The organism is Anaerosoma tenue (genome assembly GCF_023161965.1).
Classification (GTDB): domain Bacteria; phylum Actinomycetota; class Coriobacteriia; order Anaerosomatales; family Anaerosomataceae; genus Anaerosoma; species Anaerosoma tenue.
This window is the reverse complement of sequence record NZ_JALNTY010000001.1, coordinates 656,027-677,734: the sequence shown is the minus strand read 5'-3', so window position 1 is coordinate 677,734 and position 21,708 is coordinate 656,027. Positions and strand designations below refer to the sequence as shown.

General features: G+C 65.7%; 25 protein-coding genes and 1 other RNA gene. 15 read left to right on the top strand and 11 right to left on the bottom strand.

The window, feature by feature from the left end; all coding sequences use genetic code 11:
* Positions 1-24: 24 nt before the first annotated feature.
* A complete protein-coding gene (locus MSB02_RS03390; protein WP_267193794.1) occupies positions 25-450 on the bottom strand; it encodes a hypothetical protein in 426 nt (141 codons plus the stop codon).
* A 120-nt stretch (positions 451-570) separates the two neighbouring features.
* On the opposite strand from MSB02_RS03390, the gene rnr reads away from it, so the two are divergent.
* The 3 genes from rnr (at position 571) to MSB02_RS03375 (ending at position 5,379) form a co-directional block, all read left to right on the top strand.
* Positions 571-2,664, top strand: coding sequence for a ribonuclease R (gene rnr, locus MSB02_RS03385; RefSeq protein WP_267193793.1), 2,094 nt, complete (start codon positions 571-573; stop codon positions 2,662-2,664).
* A 48-nt stretch (positions 2,665-2,712) separates the two neighbouring features.
* The gene (locus tag MSB02_RS03380; RefSeq protein WP_267193792.1) at positions 2,713-4,236 is read left to right on the top strand and encodes a sensor domain-containing diguanylate cyclase; all 1,524 of its coding nucleotides are present in this window, start codon (positions 2,713-2,715) and stop codon (positions 4,234-4,236) included.
* Positions 4,237-4,317: 81 nt separating this feature from the next.
* Positions 4,318-5,379 carry a M42 family metallopeptidase gene (locus MSB02_RS03375; protein WP_267193791.1) on the top strand — a complete coding sequence of 354 codons (1,062 nt, stop codon included), beginning with the start codon at positions 4,318-4,320 and terminating at the stop codon, positions 5,377-5,379.
* A 98-nt stretch (positions 5,380-5,477) separates the two neighbouring features.
* Here the strand turns inward: MSB02_RS03375 and MSB02_RS03370 are convergent, their stop codons facing one another.
* Positions 5,478-5,765 carry a hypothetical protein gene (locus tag MSB02_RS03370; protein ID WP_267193790.1) on the bottom strand — a complete coding sequence of 96 codons (288 nt, stop codon included), beginning with the start codon at positions 5,763-5,765 and terminating at the stop codon, positions 5,478-5,480.
* 80 nt (positions 5,766-5,845) lie between these two features.
* Between MSB02_RS03370 and smpB the strand changes: the two genes are divergently transcribed.
* Positions 5,846-6,316: an SsrA-binding protein SmpB gene (smpB, locus tag MSB02_RS03365; RefSeq protein ID WP_267193789.1), complete on the top strand. Its 471-nt coding sequence runs from the start codon at positions 5,846-5,848 to the stop codon at positions 6,314-6,316.
* Between the two features lie 75 nt (positions 6,317-6,391).
* On the opposite strand, the gene MSB02_RS03360 is transcribed toward smpB, so the two are convergent.
* Entirely contained in the window at positions 6,392-7,294 is a 903-nt protein-coding gene (locus MSB02_RS03360; RefSeq protein ID WP_267193788.1) for a flagellar basal body-associated FliL family protein, read from the bottom strand.
* A gap of 239 nt (positions 7,295-7,533) precedes the next feature.
* On the opposite strand from MSB02_RS03360, the gene ssrA reads away from it, so the two are divergent.
* Positions 7,534-7,886, top strand: a transfer-messenger RNA (tmRNA) gene (gene ssrA, locus MSB02_RS03355).
* A 403-nt stretch (positions 7,887-8,289) separates the two neighbouring features.
* Here ssrA and MSB02_RS03350 read toward each other — a convergent pair.
* The 3 genes from MSB02_RS03350 to MSB02_RS03340 all read right to left on the bottom strand — a co-directional run bounded on the left by MSB02_RS03350 (position 8,290) and on the right by MSB02_RS03340 (position 9,372).
* Complete coding sequence (locus MSB02_RS03350; RefSeq protein WP_267193787.1) at positions 8,290-8,670, bottom strand: type II toxin-antitoxin system VapC family toxin; 381 nt, start codon at positions 8,668-8,670, stop codon at positions 8,290-8,292.
* Positions 8,667-8,873, bottom strand: a complete 207-nt coding sequence (locus MSB02_RS03345; protein WP_267193786.1) for an AbrB/MazE/SpoVT family DNA-binding domain-containing protein — start codon at positions 8,871-8,873, stop codon at positions 8,667-8,669. The genes MSB02_RS03350 and MSB02_RS03345 overlap by 4 nt, the downstream gene beginning before the upstream one ends.
* A gap of 133 nt (positions 8,874-9,006) precedes the next feature.
* Positions 9,007-9,372 (bottom strand): peptide chain release factor family protein, encoded by a 366-nt coding sequence (locus MSB02_RS03340; protein WP_267193785.1) that lies wholly within the window; start codon positions 9,370-9,372, stop codon positions 9,007-9,009.
* Between the two features lie 79 nt (positions 9,373-9,451).
* Here MSB02_RS03340 and MSB02_RS03335 point away from each other — a divergent pair, with 79 nt between their 5' ends.
* Genes MSB02_RS03335 through MSB02_RS03325 form a run of 3 tightly spaced genes read left to right on the top strand, consistent with a single transcriptional unit; the run spans position 9,452 to position 11,127 of the window.
* Positions 9,452-9,826 (top strand): hypothetical protein, encoded by a 375-nt coding sequence (locus MSB02_RS03335; RefSeq protein ID WP_267193784.1) that lies wholly within the window; start codon positions 9,452-9,454, stop codon positions 9,824-9,826.
* 3 nt (positions 9,827-9,829) lie between these two features.
* Positions 9,830-10,294, top strand: coding sequence for a COG2426 family protein (locus MSB02_RS03330; RefSeq protein ID WP_267193783.1), 465 nt, complete (start codon positions 9,830-9,832; stop codon positions 10,292-10,294).
* A gap of 2 nt (positions 10,295-10,296) precedes the next feature.
* Positions 10,297-11,127: a uroporphyrinogen decarboxylase/cobalamine-independent methonine synthase family protein gene (locus MSB02_RS03325; protein WP_267193782.1), complete on the top strand. Its 831-nt coding sequence runs from the start codon at positions 10,297-10,299 to the stop codon at positions 11,125-11,127.
* An 80-nt stretch (positions 11,128-11,207) separates the two neighbouring features.
* Here the strand turns inward: MSB02_RS03325 and MSB02_RS03320 are convergent, their stop codons facing one another.
* From MSB02_RS03320 to MSB02_RS03300, 5 genes are all read right to left on the bottom strand, one after another.
* The gene (locus MSB02_RS03320) at positions 11,208-12,512 is read right to left on the bottom strand and encodes a (Fe-S)-binding protein (protein WP_267193781.1); all 1,305 of its coding nucleotides are present in this window, start codon (positions 12,510-12,512) and stop codon (positions 11,208-11,210) included.
* The gene (locus MSB02_RS03315) at positions 12,512-13,237 is read right to left on the bottom strand and encodes a respiratory nitrate reductase subunit gamma (RefSeq protein ID WP_267193780.1); all 726 of its coding nucleotides are present in this window, start codon (positions 13,235-13,237) and stop codon (positions 12,512-12,514) included. Before MSB02_RS03315 ends, MSB02_RS03320 begins: the two co-directional genes overlap by 1 nt.
* A 19-nt stretch (positions 13,238-13,256) precedes the next feature.
* A complete protein-coding gene (locus MSB02_RS03310) occupies positions 13,257-13,499 on the bottom strand; it encodes a sulfurtransferase TusA family protein (RefSeq protein ID WP_267193779.1) in 243 nt (80 codons plus the stop codon).
* 90 nt (positions 13,500-13,589) lie between these two features.
* Positions 13,590-14,072, bottom strand: coding sequence for a DsrE/DsrF/DrsH-like family protein (locus tag MSB02_RS03305; protein WP_267193778.1), 483 nt, complete (start codon positions 14,070-14,072; stop codon positions 13,590-13,592).
* Positions 14,073-14,132: 60 nt separating this feature from the next.
* Positions 14,133-14,462: an ArsR/SmtB family transcription factor gene (locus MSB02_RS03300; protein WP_267193777.1), complete on the bottom strand. Its 330-nt coding sequence runs from the start codon at positions 14,460-14,462 to the stop codon at positions 14,133-14,135.
* 196 nt (positions 14,463-14,658) lie between these two features.
* Between MSB02_RS03300 and MSB02_RS03295 the strand changes: the two genes are divergently transcribed.
* The 7 genes from MSB02_RS03295 to MSB02_RS03265 all read left to right on the top strand — a co-directional run bounded on the left by MSB02_RS03295 (position 14,659) and on the right by MSB02_RS03265 (position 21,699).
* The gene (locus tag MSB02_RS03295; RefSeq protein WP_267193776.1) at positions 14,659-15,399 is read left to right on the top strand and encodes a DUF4388 domain-containing protein; all 741 of its coding nucleotides are present in this window, start codon (positions 14,659-14,661) and stop codon (positions 15,397-15,399) included.
* Positions 15,400-15,418: 19 nt separating this feature from the next.
* Positions 15,419-17,005: a CheR family methyltransferase gene (locus tag MSB02_RS03290; RefSeq protein WP_267193775.1), complete on the top strand. Its 1,587-nt coding sequence runs from the start codon at positions 15,419-15,421 to the stop codon at positions 17,003-17,005.
* 69 nt (positions 17,006-17,074) lie between these two features.
* Positions 17,075-17,455, top strand: coding sequence for a response regulator transcription factor (locus MSB02_RS03285; RefSeq protein ID WP_267193774.1), 381 nt, complete (start codon positions 17,075-17,077; stop codon positions 17,453-17,455).
* 8 nt (positions 17,456-17,463) lie between these two features.
* Complete coding sequence (locus MSB02_RS03280; RefSeq protein WP_267193773.1) at positions 17,464-19,317, top strand: GspE/PulE family protein; 1,854 nt, start codon at positions 17,464-17,466, stop codon at positions 19,315-19,317.
* An 11-nt stretch (positions 19,318-19,328) separates the two neighbouring features.
* A complete protein-coding gene (locus tag MSB02_RS03275) occupies positions 19,329-19,904 on the top strand; it encodes a chemotaxis protein CheW (protein WP_267193772.1) in 576 nt (191 codons plus the stop codon).
* Positions 19,901-20,473 carry a chemotaxis protein CheW gene (locus MSB02_RS03270; protein WP_267193771.1) on the top strand — a complete coding sequence of 191 codons (573 nt, stop codon included), beginning with the start codon at positions 19,901-19,903 and terminating at the stop codon, positions 20,471-20,473. The genes MSB02_RS03275 and MSB02_RS03270 overlap by 4 nt, the downstream gene beginning before the upstream one ends.
* The gene (locus MSB02_RS03265) at positions 20,473-21,699 is read left to right on the top strand and encodes a methyl-accepting chemotaxis protein (protein WP_267193770.1); all 1,227 of its coding nucleotides are present in this window, start codon (positions 20,473-20,475) and stop codon (positions 21,697-21,699) included. The genes MSB02_RS03270 and MSB02_RS03265 overlap by 1 nt, the downstream gene beginning before the upstream one ends.
* The last annotated feature ends 9 nt before the right edge of the window (positions 21,700-21,708 follow it).

Sequence of the window (21,708 nt, the reverse complement as noted above, 5' to 3'; positions counted from 1 at the left end):
GGGAGCCGATCGCCGAGCGCCCGGCTACTCGTCGTCGTCCTCGTCGTCAAGCGACACGAACGACGTTCCCTCGAACACGCTCTCTTCCATCAGGCGGATGACGTTGCGCGGGCCGGGGCGCAGGTCGGCCTCGTCGATCGGCGTCATCTCGAGCGCGGCCCCGTCGTTGAAGAGCGTGATGTGCGTCTGGCCATCGGCGGCGGTGGTGAAGTTCAGGTAGTTGAAGCTCGCCACGTTGAGGAACAGGCAACCGTTCACCAGCGTGGTGGCCGAGTACTCGTCGAGCATGATGCGCACCAGTGTCGCGCGGCCGGTGGCGATCTCTTCGCCGTCCACGATATACCGGTATGCGAACGATTCCACCGTCTCGAGTGCGCGGACGATGTCTCTCGGGTGGGTGAGCGTCCCGTCGCGGACGAGCAGCGGTGGGCGGGGATGAGAGGCTTCCATCACGACTCCTGATGCTCTCGCTTGCGGTAAGGTTGCACCATACGTTGATTCTACCCTCGACACAAGCCGGTCCCGGCACCGTTCGCCAGGCGGTCGGTGGCCAGGGAGGAGCGGAGGCACATGCGCCCCGACAAGCTCGTCCTGAAGGTCCTGCGGCGTTCGGACACCGCGCTCGACGCGGCGGGTATCGCGGGCGCCGTTGAGGCAGATGGTGGCCCGGGGTTCGATACCGGCAAGATCGAGCGGGTGCTTGCCCAGCTAGAGAAGTCGGGCATGGTGGCCCGTGTGGGTGAGGACTCATACCGCCTACTGCGCGAGCGGAACCTCGCGGTGGGCCGGCTCTCCATGAACCGCAAAGGGTTCGGGTTCGTGAGCACGCCGGTGGGCGACATCTACGTGGGCAAGCGCGACACCGGCGGCGCGATGCACGGTGACGTGGTGGGCGTGCGGCTGGATACGCGGCGGAAGCATGCAGGGCGCTCCGGCGAGGTCGTGCAGGTCCTGGAGCGGGGCATCACGGAGATCGTGGGACGGTTCGAGCGCCATGGCGGGCTGGGGATCGTGGTTCCCACGGACTCCCGGATCCGGGGCGACCTGTTCGTCGACCTGTCGAGGTCGGACGCAGAGGTCAGGCCCGGCGAAGTCGTGGTGACCCGCATCACGCGCTACGGCGACAAACGGGATGCGATGCAGGGCGTGATCACCGAGGTCCTCGGTCCCGAGGACGCCCCCGGCGTGGACGTGGAGATCGTGATCCGCGAGCACGGTCTCGCCACCGATTTCCCCACCGAGGTGACCGAGGCCGCGGGGGCGCTCGTCCAGGACATCGACGCCGAGGTCGAACGCGGCCGGCGCGACGTCCGCGACTTGTTCACGCTCACCGTCGACCCCGCCGATGCGCGCGACTTCGACGACGCGATCTCCATCCAGCGCGAGGGCAAGTCGTTCCGACTGTGGGTGCACATAGCCGACGTGAGCCACTACGTGCCCTGGGACTCGGCGATCGACGTGGAGGCACGCCACCGTGCCACAAGCGTCTACCTGGTGGACCGCGTGCTGCCGATGCTCCCGGAGCATCTCTCCAACGTGATCTGCTCGCTCAATCCCGATGAGGACCGGCTTGCGTTCACCGTGGAGATGCTGGTGGACAAGACGGGCGCGATTGAGTGGTACGAGTGCTATCCGTCCGTGATCAGGAGCGATCGCCGGTTCGACTACGACCAGGTGCAGGGCTGGTTCGGCGGCGGCGGGTATCCGGATCCCGAGAGCGAACGTGCGCTCACCGGCTTCCGCACGGTCGCCGCGTGGCTGCACGAACGGCGTGTGGCGCGCGGGGGTCTCGACTTCGAGACGGTGGAGGCGCGGGTGACGCTCGACGAGAAGGGCGAGCCGGTCGACGTGGTGCTGCGTTCCCGTACGGACGCGACGAACATGATCGAGGAGGCCATGATCGCGGCCAACGAGGTGGTCGCTCGTCATATGACCGCAGCCCGGGCGCCGATGGTCTACCGTATCCACGAGGATCCGGACGCCGATGCCCTCTCGCAGGCGGCGGTCATCCTCAAGGAGTTCGGCTATCCGGTGCAAGACATGCACGGCGCCGGGCCTGGCACGTTCCAGAAGATCATCGCGTTCGCCCACGGTCGTCCGGAGGAGCGGCTCATCAACTCGCTGTTGCTGCGCGCGCTCGAGCGTGCGCGCTACGTGGACTATCTCGGCCCGCACTTCGGCCTGGCGAGCGAGGCGTACACGCACTTCACCAGCCCCATCCGCCGGTACCCCGACCTCATCGTGCACCGGCTTCTTAAAGCCCAACTCATCGGGAAGCTCGACAAGGGTCCGATAGCGGAGATGGTGCCCGAACTGGAGTGGCTCGCCGAGCACTCGTCTACCATGGAGCGCGAAGCGGAGGCCGCTGAGAACGAGAGCCAGAAGGTGAAGCTCGTAGCGCTGATGAAGCGGCATCTCGGTGAGACGTTCGAAGGGATCGTCACCGGGGTGATGGGGTTCGGCCTGTTCGTGCAGTTGGAGAACACGGCCGAAGGGCTTGTGCATGTGGAAGCGATGACCGATGACTACTATGAGCTCGATGGGGAGCGCTTCATGTTGCGCGGGGCGAACACCGGCGCCACCTACCGGCTCGGACAGCCGGTGACGGTGCGGGTGGTCGATGCAAGCGTGATGGAGCGCCGGCTCGACTTCGAGCTTGCGTAGCGGGATCGGCGGCGCCCGAACGACGCACTGACAACGGAGTGACCTGACATGGACGCCCTGGACATGCGTACTGCGCTGGTGGGGATGGTTGCCGTGTTCGCCACCTGCACCGCGATCGCGGGCGCGCTGTGGTATCAGAGTCGTGAGCGCTTCGATGGCATGCAGTGGGTGGCGGGAGGCCTTGCCGCGTCGGCGCTGGGCGTGGCGCTCCTCGCGCTTCGCGACCTCATCCCGGACCTGCTCTCGCTCTCCCTCGCCAGTATCCTTCTGCTTGCAGGCAGCCTCGTGGTGCTCGTGGGCCTGGAGCATCTCGTGGATCGCGTTCGACCGAAGCACGCCGAGACGCTCTTGCTCATCGCGTACGCCGCGTACAGCGTGTACTTCGCATTCGACCCGGTCGACCAGACGTTCAGGGTATTCGTGAACGCCCTGGTGCTCGGCATCATCTCCGGCGAGTCCTCATGGCTGATGTTCGTGGGCGTGGAGCGGTCGATGCGGCGACTGACCCGCGATGTCGGCCTGGCATTCGCATTCCTCACCGCGGTCCACCTGATGAGAGCGGTCGGCATCGTGACGCTCGGTGCCGGGCCGACCTTCATGCGCTCCACATCGGCCGACGTGATGATGATCACCTTGCACTCGGCAGCGGTCGTGGCGGTCACTTTCTCCCTGGCGCTGTTGCTCTACCGCATGCTTGGTGCGCAGCTCAGGACGCAGGAGGGGATCCTTGCCAGCGCGTTCAGGGCCTCGCCGTTCGCGATGGTGCTCAGCCGGCTTGCCGACGGGACGATCCTCGAGGTCAACGAGGCGTTCAGCGACCTTACCGGCTACTCGCGCGACGAGGTGATCGGCAGGAGCAGTCGCGAGCTAGGGGTCTGGGGGCGCTGGGGTGACCGAAGCACGCTGATAGCCGAGTTGCGCTCAGGCGGCGAGGTCGACCGCCGTGAGGTCGAGTTCCGGAGCAGCGCCGGTGAGCCGATCATAGGCATGGTCTCTATGGAGACGCTGCGCTCCGATGGCGAGGAGTATATGGTCACGAGCGTGGTGGATGTGAGCGAGCGCAAGCGCATGGAGGACGAGGTGCGCGAGCTGGCGATCCACGATCAGCTCACCGGCCTCTACAACAGGCGCGGCTTCTTCACCGTGGCCGAGCACATGGCCCGTGAGGCCGAGCGAACTGGCGCCCGGCTGCACCTGGTGTTCATCGACTGTGACGGGCTCAAGACGTTGAACGACACACTCGGCCATGAGGAGGGCGACCGTGCGCTCGTGAACGCTGCCACATTACTGCGTGATACGTTCCGGGAGTCCGATGTGATCGCCCGTATGGGCGGCGATGAGTTCGTGGTGTGCTTCTCCGAGCAGGATGACGCGATGGCGGACACCGTGCTCTCGCGCTTCGGGTCGGCCGTGCGCAAGGGCCGGGACGCTGCCGGAGACGAGCCATGGGTCGATCTGAGCTGGGGGTGGGCGGCGTACGACCCCGCGGCGGGCGAGACGATCGATGACGCCCTGAGCCGGGCCGACGAGCGAATGTACGAGCACAAGGGACGCTCGCGCGACGCGCGGTAGGAGTGCTGCGCCGGCTGGTGCCCCGCGATGCGCAAGGGTACACTAACGGTTCGTCATCATGTCCAACGAGGAGGCGGTTTCATGCGTCCCGAGTCATTCGAGTTCTTCAGAACCCTCGTAGAATCCCCGTCGCCTTCGGGCTACGAGCAGCCCGCCGCAAAGCTGTTCCGCGAGTACGTCACACCTCTGGCCGATCAGGTCACCACCGACGTGATGGGATCGGTGCACGCGCTGCTCAAGGGCACCGGCGACGGCCCCAGCGTCATGCTCGCCGGCCACATCGATGAGATCGGCTTCATGGTCACCTACATCACCGATGACGGCTTCTGCGCGTTCGCGCCCATCGGCGGTCATGACCCGCAGATCCTGCCGGGCATGCGCGTGGATGTCCACGCCAAGGACGGCGTGCTCCGTGGCGTGCTCGGCCGCCTCCCGATCCACCTGCTGGAAGACGAGGATCGCAAGAAGGTCGTCAAGATCGACCGGATGTTCATCGACCTCGGCATGAGCGGTGACGAGGTGAAGAAGAAGGTGCGCGTAGGCGATCCGGTGACCTACGGCGTGGGCCTGGAGACCTTTGGCGAAGGCATGGCGGTCTCGCGGGCGTTCGACGACAAGATGGGCGCCTGGATATGCGCCGAGGCACTGCGTCTGGTGAAGGAGGGCGGTGGGGCGGCGGGCGACCTCGTGGCGGCCGGCACGGTGCAGGAGGAGATCGGCCTGCGCGGCGGCACCACCTCGGCATATAGTCTGAACCCGGTCGTCGGCATCGCCGTGGAGGTCACGCATGCCACCGACTACCTGGATGTGGACAAGCGGAAGTTCGGCGAGGTGAAGTGCGGAGGCGGCCCCGTGATCTCCCGTGGCGCCAACATCAACCCGCGCGTGTTCGAGCTCCTGTGCGAGGCCGCCGAGGCCGAGGGCATCCCGTACCAGGTGGAAGGCGCGCCGCGAGGCACCGGCACCGATGCGAACGCGATCCAGCTCTCGCGTGGGGGCAAGGCGGCCGCTCTCGTGAGCGTGGCGCTCCGCTACATGCACACACCCACCGAGGTGCTCGCGCTCGAGGACGTGGAGAACACCGCCAAGATGCTCGCCGCGTTCGTACGGCGTCTTGATCCGGCGGTGGACTTCACGCCGTAAGGCAGACGGGCAGCGAACGTGGTCTCACGTACGGGGGCGGCCGGGTGCCGCCCCCGTCGTGTCGAACCCGCCCGAGCAGGGAATGCGCCTCAGACGTCCTAGTAGTAGGAGGCGTTCTCGATCATCGGGCCGAAGATCGCCGCCATGCTCCCCGCGAAGATGAGGCTGATCAGCATCATGATCGCGCCGATGATCAGGCCGATGAGCAACTGGGCCACGAAGTAGTGGCCCCAGATCGCGAAGGCGCGGGCCAGGAAACCCTGGGCGACCACCTTCGTCTTGGGCAGCCGCGCCTCCAGCGCCACGATACGCTGCTCGAGGTAGGCGATGTACTGCGGGTCGTTGCGCTGGGGGGACGGCGGGTACTGATACCCCATGGTGTCCATCGTCGCTTCCTTCCGTGAGCGGGCCTCGCGCTCATGCTAGCATCAGCAGCACACAGTCCGTGAAAGGAACCAGCGGCTAGATGGCACGTCAAGTGAAGATCATCGCCACCAACAAGAAGGCGTACCACGACTACTTCGTGGACGAGACGTTCGAGGCGGGTATCGTGCTCACCGGGACAGAGGTCAAGTCGCTCCGGGAGAACAAGACCAACCTCCGCGACAGCTTCGCCACCGTGCGCAGAGGCGAGGTGTGGCTCCACAACGTCCACATCTCGCCGTACAGCCACGGCAACCGCAGCAACGTGCGCGTAGACCGCGAGCGGAAGCTCCTGCTGCACAAGTCCGAGATCCGGTATCTCATCGGCAAGACCAAGGAGCGGGGCTACACGCTCGTGCCGCTCAAGCTCTATCTGTCGTCCGGGAACATGGTGAAGCTCGAGCTTGGTCTGGCGCGAGGGAAGAAGCTCTACGACAAGCGTGAAGCGATCGCCGAGCGCGACCAGAAGCGGGATGTGGAGCGCGCCCTGCGCGAGCGCACGAAGGGCGAGTGAGCCCGCACGCGGAACCACGAAGGGCCGCCCTTGAGGGGCGGCCCTTCTGCTGTGTACGACTCGCGGCGGCCGCTACTACCAGTCGGTGATCTCGTCCACCGTCCAGCCGCCGGGTGCCTCGTAGTAGGTGACCGTGAGGCCCTCGGCGAGGTCGGGGAAGACCTCCCAGCGAGTGACCACGATGCCGATCGACTCGCCGTCCATGCCCGAGATGAAGGCCACGTAGCCCGGGAAGTCCTCGTCGGCCTGTGCCAGCACATCGATGAGGTCCGGCTGTGAGACCCCGCCGACGAGCGTGTCGAGGTTCTCGTGATCGTAGATGTACGATGTGCCGTCGCTCGACTCGGCGAGCGTCTCGTACGACTCCGCCTGCTCGGGCCCAAGATGGACGCCGGCCGCTGCCGCAGCCTCAGGGTCCGCCCAGAAGTAGTAGGCGATGCGAGCCGAGGGCTCGTCTCCGTACGCGGCCTTCACGTAGATGATGTCCGGGTAGTAGTTCTCGGCGTCCTCGCCGCCCGGCTCCACCACGACGTCCTCCACCCGGAATCCGGGATAGACCTCGGCGGTGACTTCCTCGGCGAGTGCGGCCTGGTCGGCCGAGGGCGCGGCGTAGATCGATGCGTCAACCAGCGAGGGCTGGAACGCGGTCCACTCCGGCAGCCCGCCGGCGGGCGTTCCGGTGTCACCGGAGGTGTCGCCCGTGTCGCCGCTGTCGGGAGCCTCGGTATCCACGTCCGGCTCCTGCGGGATCTCGCTCGTGATCTCATCCTCGGCCGCGGAGAAGAGGGCCCAGCCACCGAGTGCGGCTCCGCCGCAGCACAGCAGCAGTACCGCAAGCACCACGATCGCAATGATAAGCGCCTTGTTCTTCTTCTTGGGCTCAGGCGCGGCTGACCCGCCGGTGCCCGGCGGCATGCCGGGAGGCGGAGCGGCCGGCGGAACGGCGCCGGGATCCGGCGCTACAGGTGCCGGGGGCATCTGCGATTCCGGGGGTGCGGGAGGGGTCGGCGGAGGCTCCGGAACCGACGGGGGAGGTGGGTAGGAGTTGCTGTCCATTGCTGCTCCTCTCGGCGGCCGCCTTGCGCGGCTCTTTCCCACAGGGTACTCGATAGCGGCCGCTCGTGCAGGTGGCATGGCGCGTGCTCGGAGTCTATACTGCAAGACCCGCCAGGCGATGAGGCGCCGTGCGGGAAGCACCTTCACATACCTCACCTTCCGGGGGCGACTGGTTTCGACACGGGAGTTCTGAGGGGAGAAGCAGGCCGAGGTCGCCTTACCTCGCTAAACAGGGGCAAAAGACGCTCAAGCGTCGACAATGATTTCGCACTCGCTGCCTAAATAGCGCAGCGACGTCGCCCGGTGAGCGTCCCCGTCACCGGATCCGACGTCACTAAAGGGGACTGCCGCTGAAGACGTAGCCGGTATGCTTCAGCGAAAGACCGAACCAGCTAGGAAGGGGCACGCTCGTCACACCGTGTCGCCCCGACCGAACGCCAAGATGTGACTGAGCCTGGAGATGCTCCCCAGGGGGCTGTCGTGGACCGGAGTTCGATTCTCCGCGCCTCCACCACACACCTCACGCGCTCGTCCGCACCCGCGGGCGGGCGCGTTTGCGTGCGTCCGGATGGTGATGACGGGGCCGTGCCGTAGTGGGGTTCACCGTGGTGACCGGTGTGGATGTATCCGCGTGTTCGCTCGTGGTCTTCCGTGCACCTGTGGTCAGGCCCGGTTCTGATCCTCTGAGGCCTGACGAACGAAGCGGATAACGGTGTGCATGTTGGTGCTGCTGGCAGCGCATTCAGTTGCAGCGTGCGCCGATGACCCGGGGCGTGACATCGACTCGCTGCACGAGACCGTACCGGCCTTCTCGCGCCATGAATCCCAGGACTTCTGGTTTGATGTGCAAGGGGTTGGACTTTCGAGCGACGGTCAGGTGCTGATCGAAGGCGTGGTGGGTCGGCGCACATCGCTTGTCAGCCCGGCCGAACATCCTTGTAGCGCACCCCTTCAACGCCTTCGAAGTGGGAGTCCTGTGTCCAGAGGGTCGCTCCGTGGGCTCGTGCCGTGGACAGCATGATCGCATCGGCCATAGGCAGTCCAAGGTCGACGCTCAATGTCGCTGCCTCGATCGCCAAGGTCGCATCGAAGTCCACTATCCGACCTTGTTGCATGAGTGCCACAACCTGAAACGCATCGCCCTCATCACGCTGCTGTAGAACTCGTTTGAAGACCTCATAGATGCTGACCGCGGGAACGATGAGCGATTCGACGTCGGTCAGTGCGGGCGAGAAGAAGTCGGCGTTCGGCCCGGATGCCAGATACTCGAGCCATCCACATGAATCGACAACGTTCATACACGGTCATCCTCACGAATCACCGAAGTGTCGATGCCCGAGAGGAAGCCTCGCATGCTCGCGATCGAACGTACCGGCATGAACTCGATCCGGTCGCCGTACTCGATGACCTGCACCTGCTGACCCGGGCGCAGGTCCAGACGCTCGCGGATCCGCTTAGGAATGACCACCTGGAACTTGGGCGAGATGGTGACGGTATCCATGCCAGACTCCATGTCGATAACGGTTGCGTACAACGCCAAGTATATCGATAGACATCGAGTAGGACAATGCCATTGCCCGGTCCGACTCGCCCAGGCCAGCGGGGTGCACTCGGGGAATCACTCAGGTCGTCCGCTACTCCTCGCGGCGGTCCACCCGTCCGCGCGCTCGCTTGGTGCGCGACCGCTTGCGCTTGGCCTCCACCTGGCGGGCCTTGGCCGCACGACTCTTGCGCGTGGGTACGCGGCTGGGGGCGTCGAGCGCGGCGTTGTGCTCTTCGAGCCTGGCGCGCAACCGCTCGAGGCAGTCGCGCTTGTTCTGCAGCTGGCTCCGCTCGCGCCGGCCCACCACGGTGATGCCGCTCGGACGGTGTCGCAGCCGCACGGCGCTGTCCGTGGTGTTCACGCTCTGCCCGCCAGGGCCCGAGCCGCGGAACACCTGGACATCGCACTCGGCCAGAAGCGCGTCGTCCTCGGCGGGGATGTCGTAGCGTTCGTTCATGCGGCCCATTCTACGCGCTACAGGAAACGGACCCGTGTCGCGTGAGCCCGGTGTCCCCTCCCTGTGGCATACTCCCTGCATGTCCGAGAACACGAGATACGGCTTCCCGATCGAAGCGTGGGAGTTCGCCAAGGTCCAGGCCAACGCGCTCCTTGAGGAGCGTGCGCGTCAGCGCGGCACGATCACGTACGCTGAGATCTGCCGGTCGGTCGACGCCATCACGCTCAAGCCCTTCTCGTGGGCGATCATGGGCTTCCTCAATGAGATATGCACCGAGGCCGACGCCAGGCATGGCATCATGCTCGCGTCGCTCGTGGTACGGGCTGACACCAGCATGCCGGGCAACGGCTACTTCCGCAACGCGGCGCGCCTCGGCCGCGACGTCTCCGATCCCGAGGCGTACTGGCGGTCGGAGATCGAGCGCATCTACAGCGTGTTCTCTCCCGAAAGGTAAGCGATGCCCGAGTTCGTGAGCGGCCTTCCCGAGTGGCTGAAGTACATCGTGATCACATGGATCCCGTGGATCGAGGCGCGGGCCGCCGTGCCGCTTGCCGTGCAGCAGGCCGAGCAGGTGTATCTGCCGCTCATCCTCATCGCGAACCTGGTGATCTTCTGGCCGGGCTACTACTTCCTCGAGTTCATGTACGAGCGGTTCCCCGAGGACGGGTGGCTGCACCGCAAGTTCGAGAGCATCCGGGCCAAGGCGCATCCGTACGTGAAGAAGTACGGGTTCCTCGGCCTTGCGGTGTTCGTGGCCATCCCGCTGCCGGGAAGCGGCGCATACTCCGGAACGGCCGCCTCGTGGCTGCTCGACATGGAGCCCAAGCGGGCGTTCCTCGCGGTCTCGCTCGGCGTCGTGGTTGCGTTCTTCGTGATCTGGGGCGCGTCCGAGCTCGTCTCCGCCGGCGTGAAGCTGTTCTAGCGATGACTCCGCTCGACGTGCATGGGACACCGTTCCCCTTCGGCCTCACCTTCGTGCCGCATCAGACGCTGGGCCCCGTGGTGGGCGGCGTCCGGGGACCGGTGGAGGACCTGTCCGAGGCGTGCGTCTCGCTCGGGGCGTCGTTCGCGTTCGTTCCGGCCGAGGAGCCGTGGGCGGCAGATGCCGTGGACGCCCTCGTGGAGGCCGACGTGGCCCCGTTGTGGTCGGTGAGCGGGCCGCTGTGGCCGGTGATCGAGTCGTGGGGCGAGATGGAGGGCCTCCGGGCCACGCTCACCGATCCCTCGGCAGTGGGGGAGCGCCTCGAGGCCAGGCTCGACGCCATCCTCGGTCTCGTCTCTTCGGGCGTGGACGCGGGCGCCCGGGCGCTCGTGCTGGCCGAGGACGTCGCGGGTACCGACGGCCCGCTGGTGGCGCCCGATTTCGCTATCGCCGAGCTGCTGCCGCGATACGCGCGCGTGGTGGAGACCGCGCGAGCGCTGGGCGTGCCGGCGGTGTTCCACTCCGACGGCGATGTCCGGCCCTTGCTGCCCGCGATCGCCCGCGCCGGGTTCGTGGCGCTCCACGCCGGGGGAGGACTCGGCTTCGAGGCCTTCGATCGCCTCTTCTGGGCGGCGCGCGAAGCCGGGCTGGCGCTTATCGGCGGTCTGCTCACGGGCGAGCTCGGCAACGCGGCGCGCGCGGAGGCCCTCGGCAGCACGATCGGGGTCATCGCGCAGGCCGGCGGGCTTCTCGTGGCCGACGACGGCGGCATCACCACCGAGCGCGAGGTGGCCGGTCTGGTGACCGCGCTCGAGGCCGCGCGTGCGGTCTAGGACGGCGCGCTGAACGCGTGAAGGGCGCCGGAGGCCCGACGCCCTTCATCACTGTCGCTCGAGCGCTCAGCGCCCGTGTGTCACGCCTCGGCTGAAGCCTCGCTCTCGGCTGCGTCGTTCCCAGGAAGCGGCATGGCAGCCACCACCAGGTCGATGACCTGCCAGATCTCGAGTCCGAGCCCGTGCACCTCGTTGAGCTCCTCGATCTGCAGGCGGCAGTTCTCGCACGGACACGCCAGCACGCTGGCGCCGCTCGCCCGGAGCTGCTCGACCTTCTTGATACCCGACTTCAGCCGCACGTCCTTGAACTCCTCCATGGCCACGATCCCGCCGCCACCGCCGCAGCACCACTGCTCGGCGCGGTTGGGGGTAAGGTCCACGAAGTCGTCGGTGACCGCCTTCACGATGTCGCGCGGCTGCTCGAACTTGCCGCCGTTGCGGCCAAGCTGGCACGGGTCGTGGTACGTGACCTTGCCGTCGATCTTGTTCTTGTCCACCGTGATGCGTCCGGCCTTGATGTACTCGTCGACCTTCTCAAGGATGTGGCTCACCTTGAACGGCATCGGCTCCTTGCTCCACGCCTCGTAGAAGAACTCGGCGACGCGGTAGGCATGGCCGCACTCCGGCACCACGATCTCCTTCACGCCGAGGCGCTTGGCCTCGTCGATGTAGCGCTTGGTGATCAGCCGCGCCTTCTCGGTGTCGCCGTAGAAGAAGCCGTAGTTGGCGGCCTCGAACATCGAGATCGTCCAGTTCTCGCCGGCTTCCTCGAAGATCACGGCCGCGGGCCGGATGGAGTGCGCCCCGGCGAGCGCCACGTACAGGATGTCGGCGCCCTCCTTGTTCACGTGCACCTTGTGCTCCGGGTTGCCCGTGATGGCGCGGACCTCCTCGGTGATGTCCTCGAAGCCGCTCAGCATGACGCCCTCGAACATCGCCGCGTTCTCGCCCTTGAAGATCGCGGCGTCGGCGAGCTGGCCGAGCATCTCGTTGCCCCGGCCTGCCGCGATGAGGATCGCTTTGGCCACCGACAGGATCCATGCCGTGTCGATCGAGAAGGGGCAGTAGTACATGCAGCGGCGGCAGCCGGTGCATGCGTACGTGGAGTCGTAGAGCTCGTCGAGCAGGTTCTCGTCAGGATCGCGCGCCTCGTAGAGCGCCGGCATGAAGCGTCCCGCGCCGTCGAAGTACTTCTTGTAGATCTGCCTGATGAGCTCGGCCCTGCGCGCCGGGAGGTACTTGAAGTCGCCCGTTCCCACGTACTGATGGCATGCGTCCTTGCAGATCGCGCAGCGCGCGCAGATGTCGATGTACTGCTTGAGCTGGCGGTTCATCTTCTTGTCGATGACGCCCGTGAGGGTCTCGAGCCGGATCGCCTCCATCATCACTCACTCCTCACGTAGTTCGCGGCCAGCGAGCCGATGGCGTGCACCAGCTTGCTGAACGGGAAGTAGATCAGGAACAGGTCCGTGAAGAGCATGTGCGTGCCGAGCGACCACCCTACGTTGCCGGCGAGCAGCTTGTCGGGGAACGCGGGCTTGAACGCGAGCAGGCTCTGGAACCACGCCTGGTAGGTGTCGGCGTGGATGAAGCTGCCGTACACGAATCGCAGGTGGTCGCCCATGACGATCACGCCGAAGAGCAGGAACAGCAGCAGGTAGTCCTCGGGCACGGAGAGGTTCTTGTACGGGCCGAAGGTCCTGCGGCCGATCCAGAAGATGATGCCCACGAGCATCAGCGTGCCGGCGATGGAGCCCGCCCACGCGGCGAACGTGTCCATACCGTGCTCGCCGAGGAGGTCGGGCAGGATGGGGTACTCGCCGAGGATGCGCAGGTGACCCACGAACGCGGCCAGGGCCGCGATGTGGAACAGCATCGAGAAGAAGTACATCTTGGGTTCGATCTTGGCCGAGTGGGGTGCAACGAACGTGTCCTTGAGCATCTTCCAGAAGCGCCCGCCCCTGGTCGCAGGCTTCGGGAACATGCCGAGACGCACGGGGGACTTGGGGGTGGTCGCCCACTGGTACACGCGCCACCCCATCCCCACGATGAACACCGCTAGCGCGATGTACACACCCCACACGGATGTGATCCAGAGATAGGTTTCCATGGTAGGTGGTGAGCCCCCGCTACTTGACTCGCTTGACGAGGAAGACGAACTCGGAGCCTTCCTTGTCGGCGGACAGGACTTCGTTGCCGGTGGACTGCGCCCACGCGGGGATGTCGGCCATGGCGCCCGGGTCGGTGGCGACAGCGCGGATCACGCCACCCACGGGCACGTTGTTGATGTTCTGGCTGACCTTCACCATCGGCAGGGGGCAGAGCAGGCCCTTGAGGTCCAGTTCGAGGTCGACCTTGACGTCGTCAGACATGATGGTTCCTTTCCCGATCGGTGCGCACGTCGTGCGCCTTCACTGTCCACCGCCCGCAGCATCAGCGGGCGGGTCTCTCCCGGATCCGTGCTAGATGAACAGCTGGATGTCCGCGTCCTGGGCCTTCAGCAGGAAGAAGCCCACGCCCACGGGGTCCTGCACGCCATCGATGAAGGTTTCCTGCGGGATCTCCATGACGTCCATCGACATCTGGCAGCCGTACATGTTCACGCCGAGCTGCACAGCCAGATCGCGCATCTCATTCAGCTTCTGGACGTTGTGCTTGCCCATCATCTTGCCGAACATCCAGCGGCCCATGCCCCCGAAGCTGAACTTGCTCGGGTTGGCCTTCATGATGTCGCCGCCGTACATCGCGCCAAGCATCTTGCCGAAGAACGTCTTGCCGGTGCGGACGTCCTTCTTGATCGCGCGCAGGCCCCAGAACGTGAAGAACATCGTCACGTCCATACCCATCGCGGCCGCGCCGTTGGCGATGATGAACGCGCCGAACAACTTGTCCATGTCGCCGCTCATCACCACCATCGCGAGGCTCTTCTTGCCTTCGTCAGTCACCGTGCGCCTCCCTTTGCCTCGTCATACGGACCCTACGACCGCTGCCGCGCGCGGCAGCGGTTATTCCCCTGGGATGCCCTCGACCGTTCCTCTGCGGAGCTCGATCGTCTCCTGCATCACCTCGGTGATGAGATCGAATGCCTGGATGATCTTGGGATTGATGATGTCGTAGTAGACGTGGTTGCCCGCGCGCCGTGTGCGTACGACCCCACGTGAACGGAGGATGGCGAGGTGCTGGGAGAGCGTGGCCTGCGGTATGCCCGTGGCGGCCTGGATCTCGCTCACGCTCCGCTCCCCGTCGCGGAGCGCCCCGAGGATCATCTGGCGCTTCTCGTTCGCGAGCGTCTTACAGAGATCCGAATGCAGACAGTAGAACTCGTGCTCGTCCATGTCTCCCTCTCGCATATTCGCATATTCGCATATGCCCAAGGTCCATCCTAAGGGAACTTAAGCGGGGGCGCAAGACCTGTTCAGGATTAGATTCTGTGACGTTTGTGGCCCCCGCACGACGTGCTACGATTGTGCGGCAGCCGTGACGCGGCGCCGTTCGTCCACCGTCTCTACGCGATCAGAGGAGCAACCACTCGTGGCGCTCGAGGGCAACCTCAGAGACTTCTCCATCTCGGACATGTTCCGCCTGCTCGCTACAGGCCGTAAGACCGGTACGCTGCACCTCGAGCGCTCCGATGCGCAGGGCAAGGTGTGCTTCAAGAAGGGTCGCGTATTCTTCGCGAGCTCCAACTGGCACCGTGAGTCCCTCGGCAGACGCCTGGTCAAAGCCGGCGTGATCTCGGAGAAGCAGTTGCGGCAGGCGCTCGGCCTCCAGAAGATCCAGAAGAAGGAGAAGGCCGGGAGGCGGCTTGGGCAGATCCTGGTGGACGAGGGTTACCTCGACGGCCGCGTCCTTGAGGCGTTCATCCAGGACCAGATCAACGACACGCTCTTCGATCTCTTCCGGTGGGAGGAGGGGGAGCTGAGGTTCGAGCCCGACGAGACCTGCGATGACGAAGACATCGGCATCTCCGTCTCCGTGGAGAACATCATCATGGAGGCGTCGCGGAGGCTCGAGCTCTGGAGCAAGATCAAGCAGAAGATCCCGAATATGGACACCGAGTTCATCATGGCCTCGGCGCCGGGCGATAAGTCGATGGAGATCCACCTGAAGCCGCGTGAGTGGATGCTGCTGTGCTATCTCCACGGCGGCCGATCGGTCGGGGAGCTCGTCGATCTGACCGGCTACAACGACTTCGAGACGGCGAAGATCCTCTACGGCATGCACGCCGCGGGGCTGATCGAACGCATCGACGACCGCGTAGGCGTGTCGTGAGGGCGATCGCGGTGATCGCATGCTGAACGAGGACCTGGCGAAGGACCTGAGCATCGAGGAGTTCCGACGCTTCAGGGACCTCATCCACCGTCACTCCGGCATCTACCTCGAGGAGTCGAAGCTCGACTCGCTGCGCATCTCCCTGGTGACCAGGGCAACGCGGCTCGGCTACAACACGTTGAACGACTACTACGACGCGCTCGGGCGCGACGACCACGAGTTCAACGAGTTGCTGAACCTGGTGACCATAAACGAGACCAGCTTCTTCAGGTTCCCCGCGCAGTTCGACGCGCTGCGTGATTCGGTGATCCCCGATGTCATGGCACGGAAAGAACCCGGCAATCGCAACCTCAGGGTGTGGTCGGCCGGATGCTCCACGGGCGAGGAGCCGTACTCGATCGCCATGTCGCTGCTCGACACGGGCATCACCGCGAGCGGATGGAAGCCGCAGGTCCTGGGGACCGATGTCTCTACCAAGGCGCTCGCGCGCGCCAAGAGCGGCGTCTACGGCAAGCGTGCGATGATGAACGTCACCCCCGATGTCATCTCGCGGCACTTCGAGCGCACGATGAGCGGAGACTACCGGGTCCATGATCGCGTGCGCTCCCTCGTGGACTTCGGCTACCAGAACCTCATCAAGGAACCGTACCCGCTCTCGCTCATGGGCAACTGGGACATCATCTTCTGTCGCAACGTCACCATCTACTTCCGCATCGAGTCGACGCGGCGCGTGGTCCGGAACTTCTTCGACAGCCTGAACGAGGGCGGCTACCTGTTCATCGGGCACTCCGAGACGCTCACCTCGATCAGCGATGACTTCGAGGCCGTCGAGGTGGGCGGGGTGTTCCTCTATCGGAAGAAATCCCCGGGCCGGCCGATCTCGACAGGGCGGTCGACCGACGCCGCAGGGCGGTCCGCATCGGCGGCCACCCGCGCGGAATCCTCGGCCTCCCGGCGGAGGGCCCGGTCGGAGGCGACGGCGGAGCGGGGTACCCGGAGCGTGTCTCGCAGCGCGTTCGCGCGATCGGAGCCCGCGAGCGTGTCGGCCCCTGCAGGCGCGGGCGGGTCGGAGGAAGACCCTGTCCTCGACGTCGGGGCCGTGCTCGAGCGTGCGCGCAAGGACCTGAAGGATGGACGACCCGAGCGGGTCGTCGAGGCCGCCGGCAGCATCCTGGATGCCGACCCCAACAATGCCGAGGCGCATCTGCTCCTCGGATACGTGCATGCCGACACCGGCGACTATGAACGCGCGCTCGCCGAGTGCCACAAGGCGCTGGCTATCGACCCGCTGCTCCCGGTGCCCCGGTACATCCTCGGCATCATCTATCAGCGCCAGGGTGACTTCGTGCGGGCGATCAGCGAACTGAAGAAGACGGTGTATATCGATGCCGATTTCGCGCTCGCGCACCTCAATCTTGCCAACATCTACAAGTCGCAGCGGCAGTTCGACGCCGCGGCGAAGGAGTACGAGAACGCGTTGAAGGCGTTGAAGAAGAGCCCCGAGGGGGGCTGGACGGAGTTCTCCGGCGGGTTCCAGGCGGACCTGCTGGCGCGGACGTGTGAGCGCAGTCTGATAGAGTGTCGGAAGACGATCGGCAAGGCGTGACGCCGCCGGTCAGAGCGCCGCGTGCGCGAAGGCCGCATGGGGTGCGGACCAATCGGGAGGGAGACTGGAATGGCAGGCGCGCGGATCCTTGCGGTCGACGATAGCCCGACCATCCTCGAGATGATAAAGGCCATCCTTCTGGCGGGGGGCTATGAGGTCATAACGGCATCCGATGGAGCCGAGGCGCTGGAGACCGCGCGCGCCGAGAAGCCCGACCTGATACTTCTCGACGTGATGTTGCCCAAGCTCGACGGGTATCGCGTGTGCAGACTGCTCAAGTTCGATCAGAACTACAAGCAGATACCGATCATCATGCTCACCGCGAAGACCGAGGAGCAGGCCATGGCCACCGGTATCCGAACGGGTGCCAACCAGTACCTGACCAAGCCCGTCGAGCCGGACACCCTGCTCGCCGCGGTGGCGGAAGAGCTCTCGAAGGCACAGGGTTAGGGGGCCACATGTCCCCGGCCAGTGGCATCTCCCGTCGCGTGCTGGACGGCCTCGTGGCCGTAGGCCTGATGACCGTCGAGCAGGTAGCGAGCGTGGTGGAGGCGGCTCGCTCCCGTGGCGTGCATGAGGGCGTCGTGCTCACAGAGCGGGCGTATGTGAGCGCGAACGACGTGCTGTCGGTGCTCGAACACGACATGGGCGTCCCGCAGGTAGACCTCGCCAGCTATGCGCCAGAGGATGAGGCGGTCGCCCTGGTGCCCGCCTCTGTCGCGCGTGGGTACGAGGTGCTGCCCATGTTCGAGATCGAGGGTATGCTCACCGTGGCGGTAGGCGACCCGATGGATGTGTTCGGTCTCGACCTGGTCGCGTCCGCCATCGGGCTTGAGGTCGAGCCCGTCATCGCGGAGGCGAGCTCCGTGGCGGCGGCGCTGGAGCAGTACTATGGCGCCGCTGCGGCTGGTCCCGTCGACGTGCCCGTTGCGCGATCTACGGAGTCCACCGGGGAAACGCCCTCGCCGGAGGCCTCTCTGGAGGCATCGGACTTCTTCGACGAGTCGCTCGATCAGACACCGGCGGTTCCGGTGGCTCCTGTGGAGGAGGCCGCGCCGCAACCGGTGGCAGAGGCCATCAGCGAGACCATGGACCGCATGGCCGCAGGCGCGCCTGCGCAGACAGAGGGCCAGACGATCGACCTCGATGTCCTCGCCGTCGCCGACACCCGCAAGGTGGCCGTGCTCGTCTCGGATATCCTCGAGCATGCTGTCGCCCGTGGCGCCAGCAGGATCCACCTGCTGCCTTACAAGGACGACTTCTTCCTCGTGTACCGGGTCAAGGGCGGTCTCGAGAAGATCGCTTCTGCGCCGCTCTCGATGCAAGGCGCGCTGGTCGACGGCTTCAAGCAGTACACCCGTCTCGGTGCGGTGCCGTCGAGCCGCCCCGCGTTGGGCAGGATGCACACCCACATCGCCGACAAGGACCTCGTCCTCACCACGTCGGTGGTGCCTACCATCTCGGGCCAGCGGCTCGTGGTCACGCTCTCCGCGTTGCGGCAGCCGCGCACCCTCGTGGAGCTCGGTGTGTCCGACGCGGAGTCGCGTGCGTTGCACGCGATGGTGGAGCGTGGCAGGGGCATCCTTCTCGTCTGCGCCCCCGTGGCGGGTGGCGCGAGCGCCACGTACTACGCACTGCTCGGGCACGCGGCATCGGTGGGCAAGACGGTGTACTCGGTGGAGCAATCGATCGAGCACGAGATCCCGGCCGTGGCCCAGGTGATGATCGAGCCCGGCGGTCTGTCGTCGGCCGCGTACATCGCGGCGGGCATGCGGCAGGATACCGACGTCATCGCGGTGGACGGGCTCCGTACCGTGGAGGACGTGCATCTCGCTGTCGAGGCGGCCGGCATGGGCAAGCTCGTGGTGGCCACGTTCCCTGCGGCCGATATCGCTTCGGGCGTGTGGCGCATGCTCGAGATCGGCGCCGAGCCGCACAGCCTCGCGGCTGCGCTGACGCTCGGCGTGGGCCAGCGTCTCGTGCGGCTGAACTGCCCCAACTGCTCGATGGAGACCGATGGCGCCCTGGCGTCGCGCATCCCCGGCGCCCCGGCAGGATTGCGTGACCGGGCGGGTAGCGGTTGTCCCAACTGCGGAAAGACCGGCTTCAGGGGCGCCACGGCCATACATGAGGTGCTGCCGTTCACCGAGCCGGTACGCGCGGTCGTTGGGCGGGCCAGGAGCGCCGCGGAGATCTCAGCGGCGGCCACGGCTGCGGGGATGCGTCCGCTGGTGATCGCAGGCCTCGCAAGGGTCAAGGCCGGAGACGTGAGTGCCGACGAACTGAACAGAGTCCTACGCTTCACCGAGTGAAGGAGCGGCACGTGCCCCGCACCAAGAAGACCGACACCAACGGATCCGTCGCAACGGACGCTGTGACCGATGACGCGGTGTCCTCGCCGTTCGAGGAAGAGATCGCGCTGAACGAGGCGGCGTCTGATGCTGCCGTGGACCGGGCGGTGACGTTCAGGTTGGCAGGACAGCTCTACGGTCTGCCGATCGCGGTCGTTCAGGAGGTGCAGCAACTGGCCGAGCTGCTGCCGCTCCCGGATGATGACCCTGCGTTGGTGGGGCTTATCGAGATCAGGGGATCGGTCGTTCCGGTGCTCGATCTGCGTGCGCTTCTCAAACTGGAGGATGCCGGCTACACGCTTGAGACACCGATGGTGTTCTGTCGCACGCGGGGGCATGTCGTGTGCCTGATCGTCGACAGTGTCGAGGATGTGGTCGACCTGCCTCCGGGCGGCGTCCAGCCTCCGTCGTCGGTCTACACGCTCGCAGACCGGATGCTCGGCACGGTTCGGCTCGCCCAGGGGATCACGGTCCTGCTCGACATCGACCGGCTGGTGCCGGCGCGGGCGTTCGACGTGGTTCCTGAGGACGAAGGAGGAGAGGCGTGAGCACGCACGAGATCGCTGCGAACAACGCACTCGTCTCCTCACAGATGAACGACATCCTCAGGCGCCGTGCCGAGTCGCTCGCGCAGGTGCAGGAGGAAGCGGCATCGGACGAGACGGTCGGGCTGTTGATGTTCCGGCTGGGCGAGGAGTGGTACGCGGTCACGATCGACGCTGTGCGCGAGATCTACAACGAGTACGAGGTCACGCGCATCCCGCGTGTGCCCGATTTCGTGCTCGGCGTGATCAACGTGCGCGGTGAGATCGTATCGGTCACCGACCTCGGTACTCTCATCCGGGTGCCGAGCCGGTCCGAGCTGGACATCGAGCAGGAGCTGCCATCCGCCATCATCGTCTCGACCGGCGAGTGCGTCTCGGCGATCGTGGTGGATGAGATCGGCGACATCGTGGACGTGCTGACCGGTGCGCTGGAGCCACCTTTGTCCACGCTGGACAAAGCACAGGCGGAGTACATGAGCGGCTCGGTGTACATCGACGGGCTGCTCATCGGCATCGTGAACGTGGAGAAGATACTCGAACCCATCGGTGAGTCTCGTGACGGGAGAGCATGATGATCAAAGGCTGGCTGCAGAAGACGCGCGGGAGCTTCCTCGCCAAGTACACGCTGATGAGCCTGGTCACGGTGGCCATCGCCAACGCCGTGCAGCTCATCGCCGCATGGCTGATCCTCGGCAGTGAGCTCCAGCTGACACAGGGGGTCATCTGGAGGGTCGCCGCCATCGTGGCGATCTTCGTTGCGGTGCTGGTGTTGCTTGCCATCGTCCAATCGGCCATCGGCCGGAAGATGATGGCGCCGCTCACCTCGGTGGTCGACAGCATCAAGCGAGCGTGCCAGAGCGAGATCGGGCACAAGGTCACCGCCGACTCGGAGGATGAGTTCGGCGTGTTGTCGCGGTCCTACAACCAGCTGCTCGACCTCATCATCTACCTGTTGAGCCAGATGCAGGAATCGTCGTCGCGGCTCGCCGGGACCTCTACGGAGATCCTCTCGGCCACCGAGCAGCAGGCCTCCGGCGCGGCGGAGCAGGCGGCGTCCATCAGCCAGACCACGGCCACGATGGAGGAGCTTGCCGCCACGTACCGGCAGATCGCCGAGAACGCGAACCAGGTCGTCAAGATGGCGGAGGCGTCGCTCGGCAATGCCGAGAACGGCCAGCAGTCCGTCATGAGCACGCTCGGGTCGATGGAGCAGATCAAGACGCGCGCGCAGACCTCGGCGTCGAAGATCCTGCAGCTGGGAGAGCGCAGCCAGCAGATCGGCCAGGTGTTGGTGATGATCAACAGCATCGCCGACCAGACGAAGATACTCGCGCTCAACGCCGCCATCGAAGCCGCGCGCGCCGGCGAGGCGGGCAAGGGCTTCAGCGTGGTGGCCGTGGAGATCCGCAAGCTCGCCGAGTCGGTGGTGCAGTCCACCGGTGAGATCGAGACGATCATGACCGAGATCCAGAGCGCCGCCAACGAGCTGGTGATCTCCACCGAGCAGGAGCTCAAGCAGGTGGAGGGCGGCGTGGATCTGGCGCATGCCACCGGCGAGAGCTTCGAGTCGATCCTCGACACCATCGAGCAGACCACGGCCGCGGCCAAGGAGATCTCGGCGGCGACGCAGCAGCAGAGGAGCGCGACCGAGCAGGTCGTGAAGGCTATGCGGGAGGTCGCGTCGGTGGCACAGCAGACGGCGGCGGCGTCCCGGCAGGTGGCGGGTGCGGCGGAGCAGTTGTCGAGCCTGGCGAACGAGTCGAAGCAGATCGGTTCGGCGTTCACCATCGTGAATTAGCCGTTCGGT

What these genes read in the sequence shown, in the direction of transcription:
- MSB02_RS03350 (WP_267193787.1), bottom strand. Translation starts at nt 8,670, where the DNA reads ATGAACGTTGTCGATTCATGTGGATGGCTCGAGTATCTGGCATCCGGG.
- MSB02_RS03380 (WP_267193792.1), top strand. Translation starts at nt 2,713, where the DNA reads ATGGACGCCCTGGACATGCGTACTGCGCTGGTGGGGATGGTTGCCGTG.
- MSB02_RS03340 (WP_267193785.1), bottom strand. Translation starts at nt 9,372, where the DNA reads ATGAACGAACGCTACGACATCCCCGCCGAGGACGACGCGCTTCTGGCC.
- MSB02_RS03390 (WP_267193794.1), bottom strand. Translation starts at nt 450, where the DNA reads ATGGAAGCCTCTCATCCCCGCCCACCGCTGCTCGTCCGCGACGGGACG.
- MSB02_RS03290 (WP_267193775.1), top strand. Translation starts at nt 15,419, where the DNA reads ATGCTGAACGAGGACCTGGCGAAGGACCTGAGCATCGAGGAGTTCCGA.
- MSB02_RS03315 (WP_267193780.1), bottom strand. Translation starts at nt 13,237, where the DNA reads ATGGAAACCTATCTCTGGATCACATCCGTGTGGGGTGTGTACATCGCG.
- smpB (WP_267193789.1), top strand. Translation starts at nt 5,846, where the DNA reads ATGGCACGTCAAGTGAAGATCATCGCCACCAACAAGAAGGCGTACCAC.
- MSB02_RS03280 (WP_267193773.1), top strand. Translation starts at nt 17,464, where the DNA reads ATGTCCCCGGCCAGTGGCATCTCCCGTCGCGTGCTGGACGGCCTCGTG.
- MSB02_RS03325 (WP_267193782.1), top strand. Translation starts at nt 10,297, where the DNA reads ATGACTCCGCTCGACGTGCATGGGACACCGTTCCCCTTCGGCCTCACC.
- MSB02_RS03320 (WP_267193781.1), bottom strand. Translation starts at nt 12,512, where the DNA reads ATGATGGAGGCGATCCGGCTCGAGACCCTCACGGGCGTCATCGACAAG.
- MSB02_RS03375 (WP_267193791.1), top strand. Translation starts at nt 4,318, where the DNA reads ATGCGTCCCGAGTCATTCGAGTTCTTCAGAACCCTCGTAGAATCCCCG.
- MSB02_RS03360 (WP_267193788.1), bottom strand. Translation starts at nt 7,294, where the DNA reads ATGCCCCCGGCACCTGTAGCGCCGGATCCCGGCGCCGTTCCGCCGGCC.
- MSB02_RS03370 (WP_267193790.1), bottom strand. Translation starts at nt 5,765, where the DNA reads ATGGACACCATGGGGTATCAGTACCCGCCGTCCCCCCAGCGCAACGAC.
- MSB02_RS03330 (WP_267193783.1), top strand. Translation starts at nt 9,830, where the DNA reads ATGCCCGAGTTCGTGAGCGGCCTTCCCGAGTGGCTGAAGTACATCGTG.
- MSB02_RS03345 (WP_267193786.1), bottom strand. Translation starts at nt 8,873, where the DNA reads ATGGATACCGTCACCATCTCGCCCAAGTTCCAGGTGGTCATTCCTAAG.
- rnr (WP_267193793.1), top strand. Translation starts at nt 571, where the DNA reads ATGCGCCCCGACAAGCTCGTCCTGAAGGTCCTGCGGCGTTCGGACACC.
- MSB02_RS03300 (WP_267193777.1), bottom strand. Translation starts at nt 14,462, where the DNA reads ATGGACGAGCACGAGTTCTACTGTCTGCATTCGGATCTCTGTAAGACG.
- MSB02_RS03285 (WP_267193774.1), top strand. Translation starts at nt 17,075, where the DNA reads ATGGCAGGCGCGCGGATCCTTGCGGTCGACGATAGCCCGACCATCCTC.
- MSB02_RS03335 (WP_267193784.1), top strand. Translation starts at nt 9,452, where the DNA reads ATGTCCGAGAACACGAGATACGGCTTCCCGATCGAAGCGTGGGAGTTC.
- MSB02_RS03265 (WP_267193770.1), top strand. Translation starts at nt 20,473, where the DNA reads ATGATCAAAGGCTGGCTGCAGAAGACGCGCGGGAGCTTCCTCGCCAAG.
- MSB02_RS03310 (WP_267193779.1), bottom strand. Translation starts at nt 13,499, where the DNA reads ATGTCTGACGACGTCAAGGTCGACCTCGAACTGGACCTCAAGGGCCTG.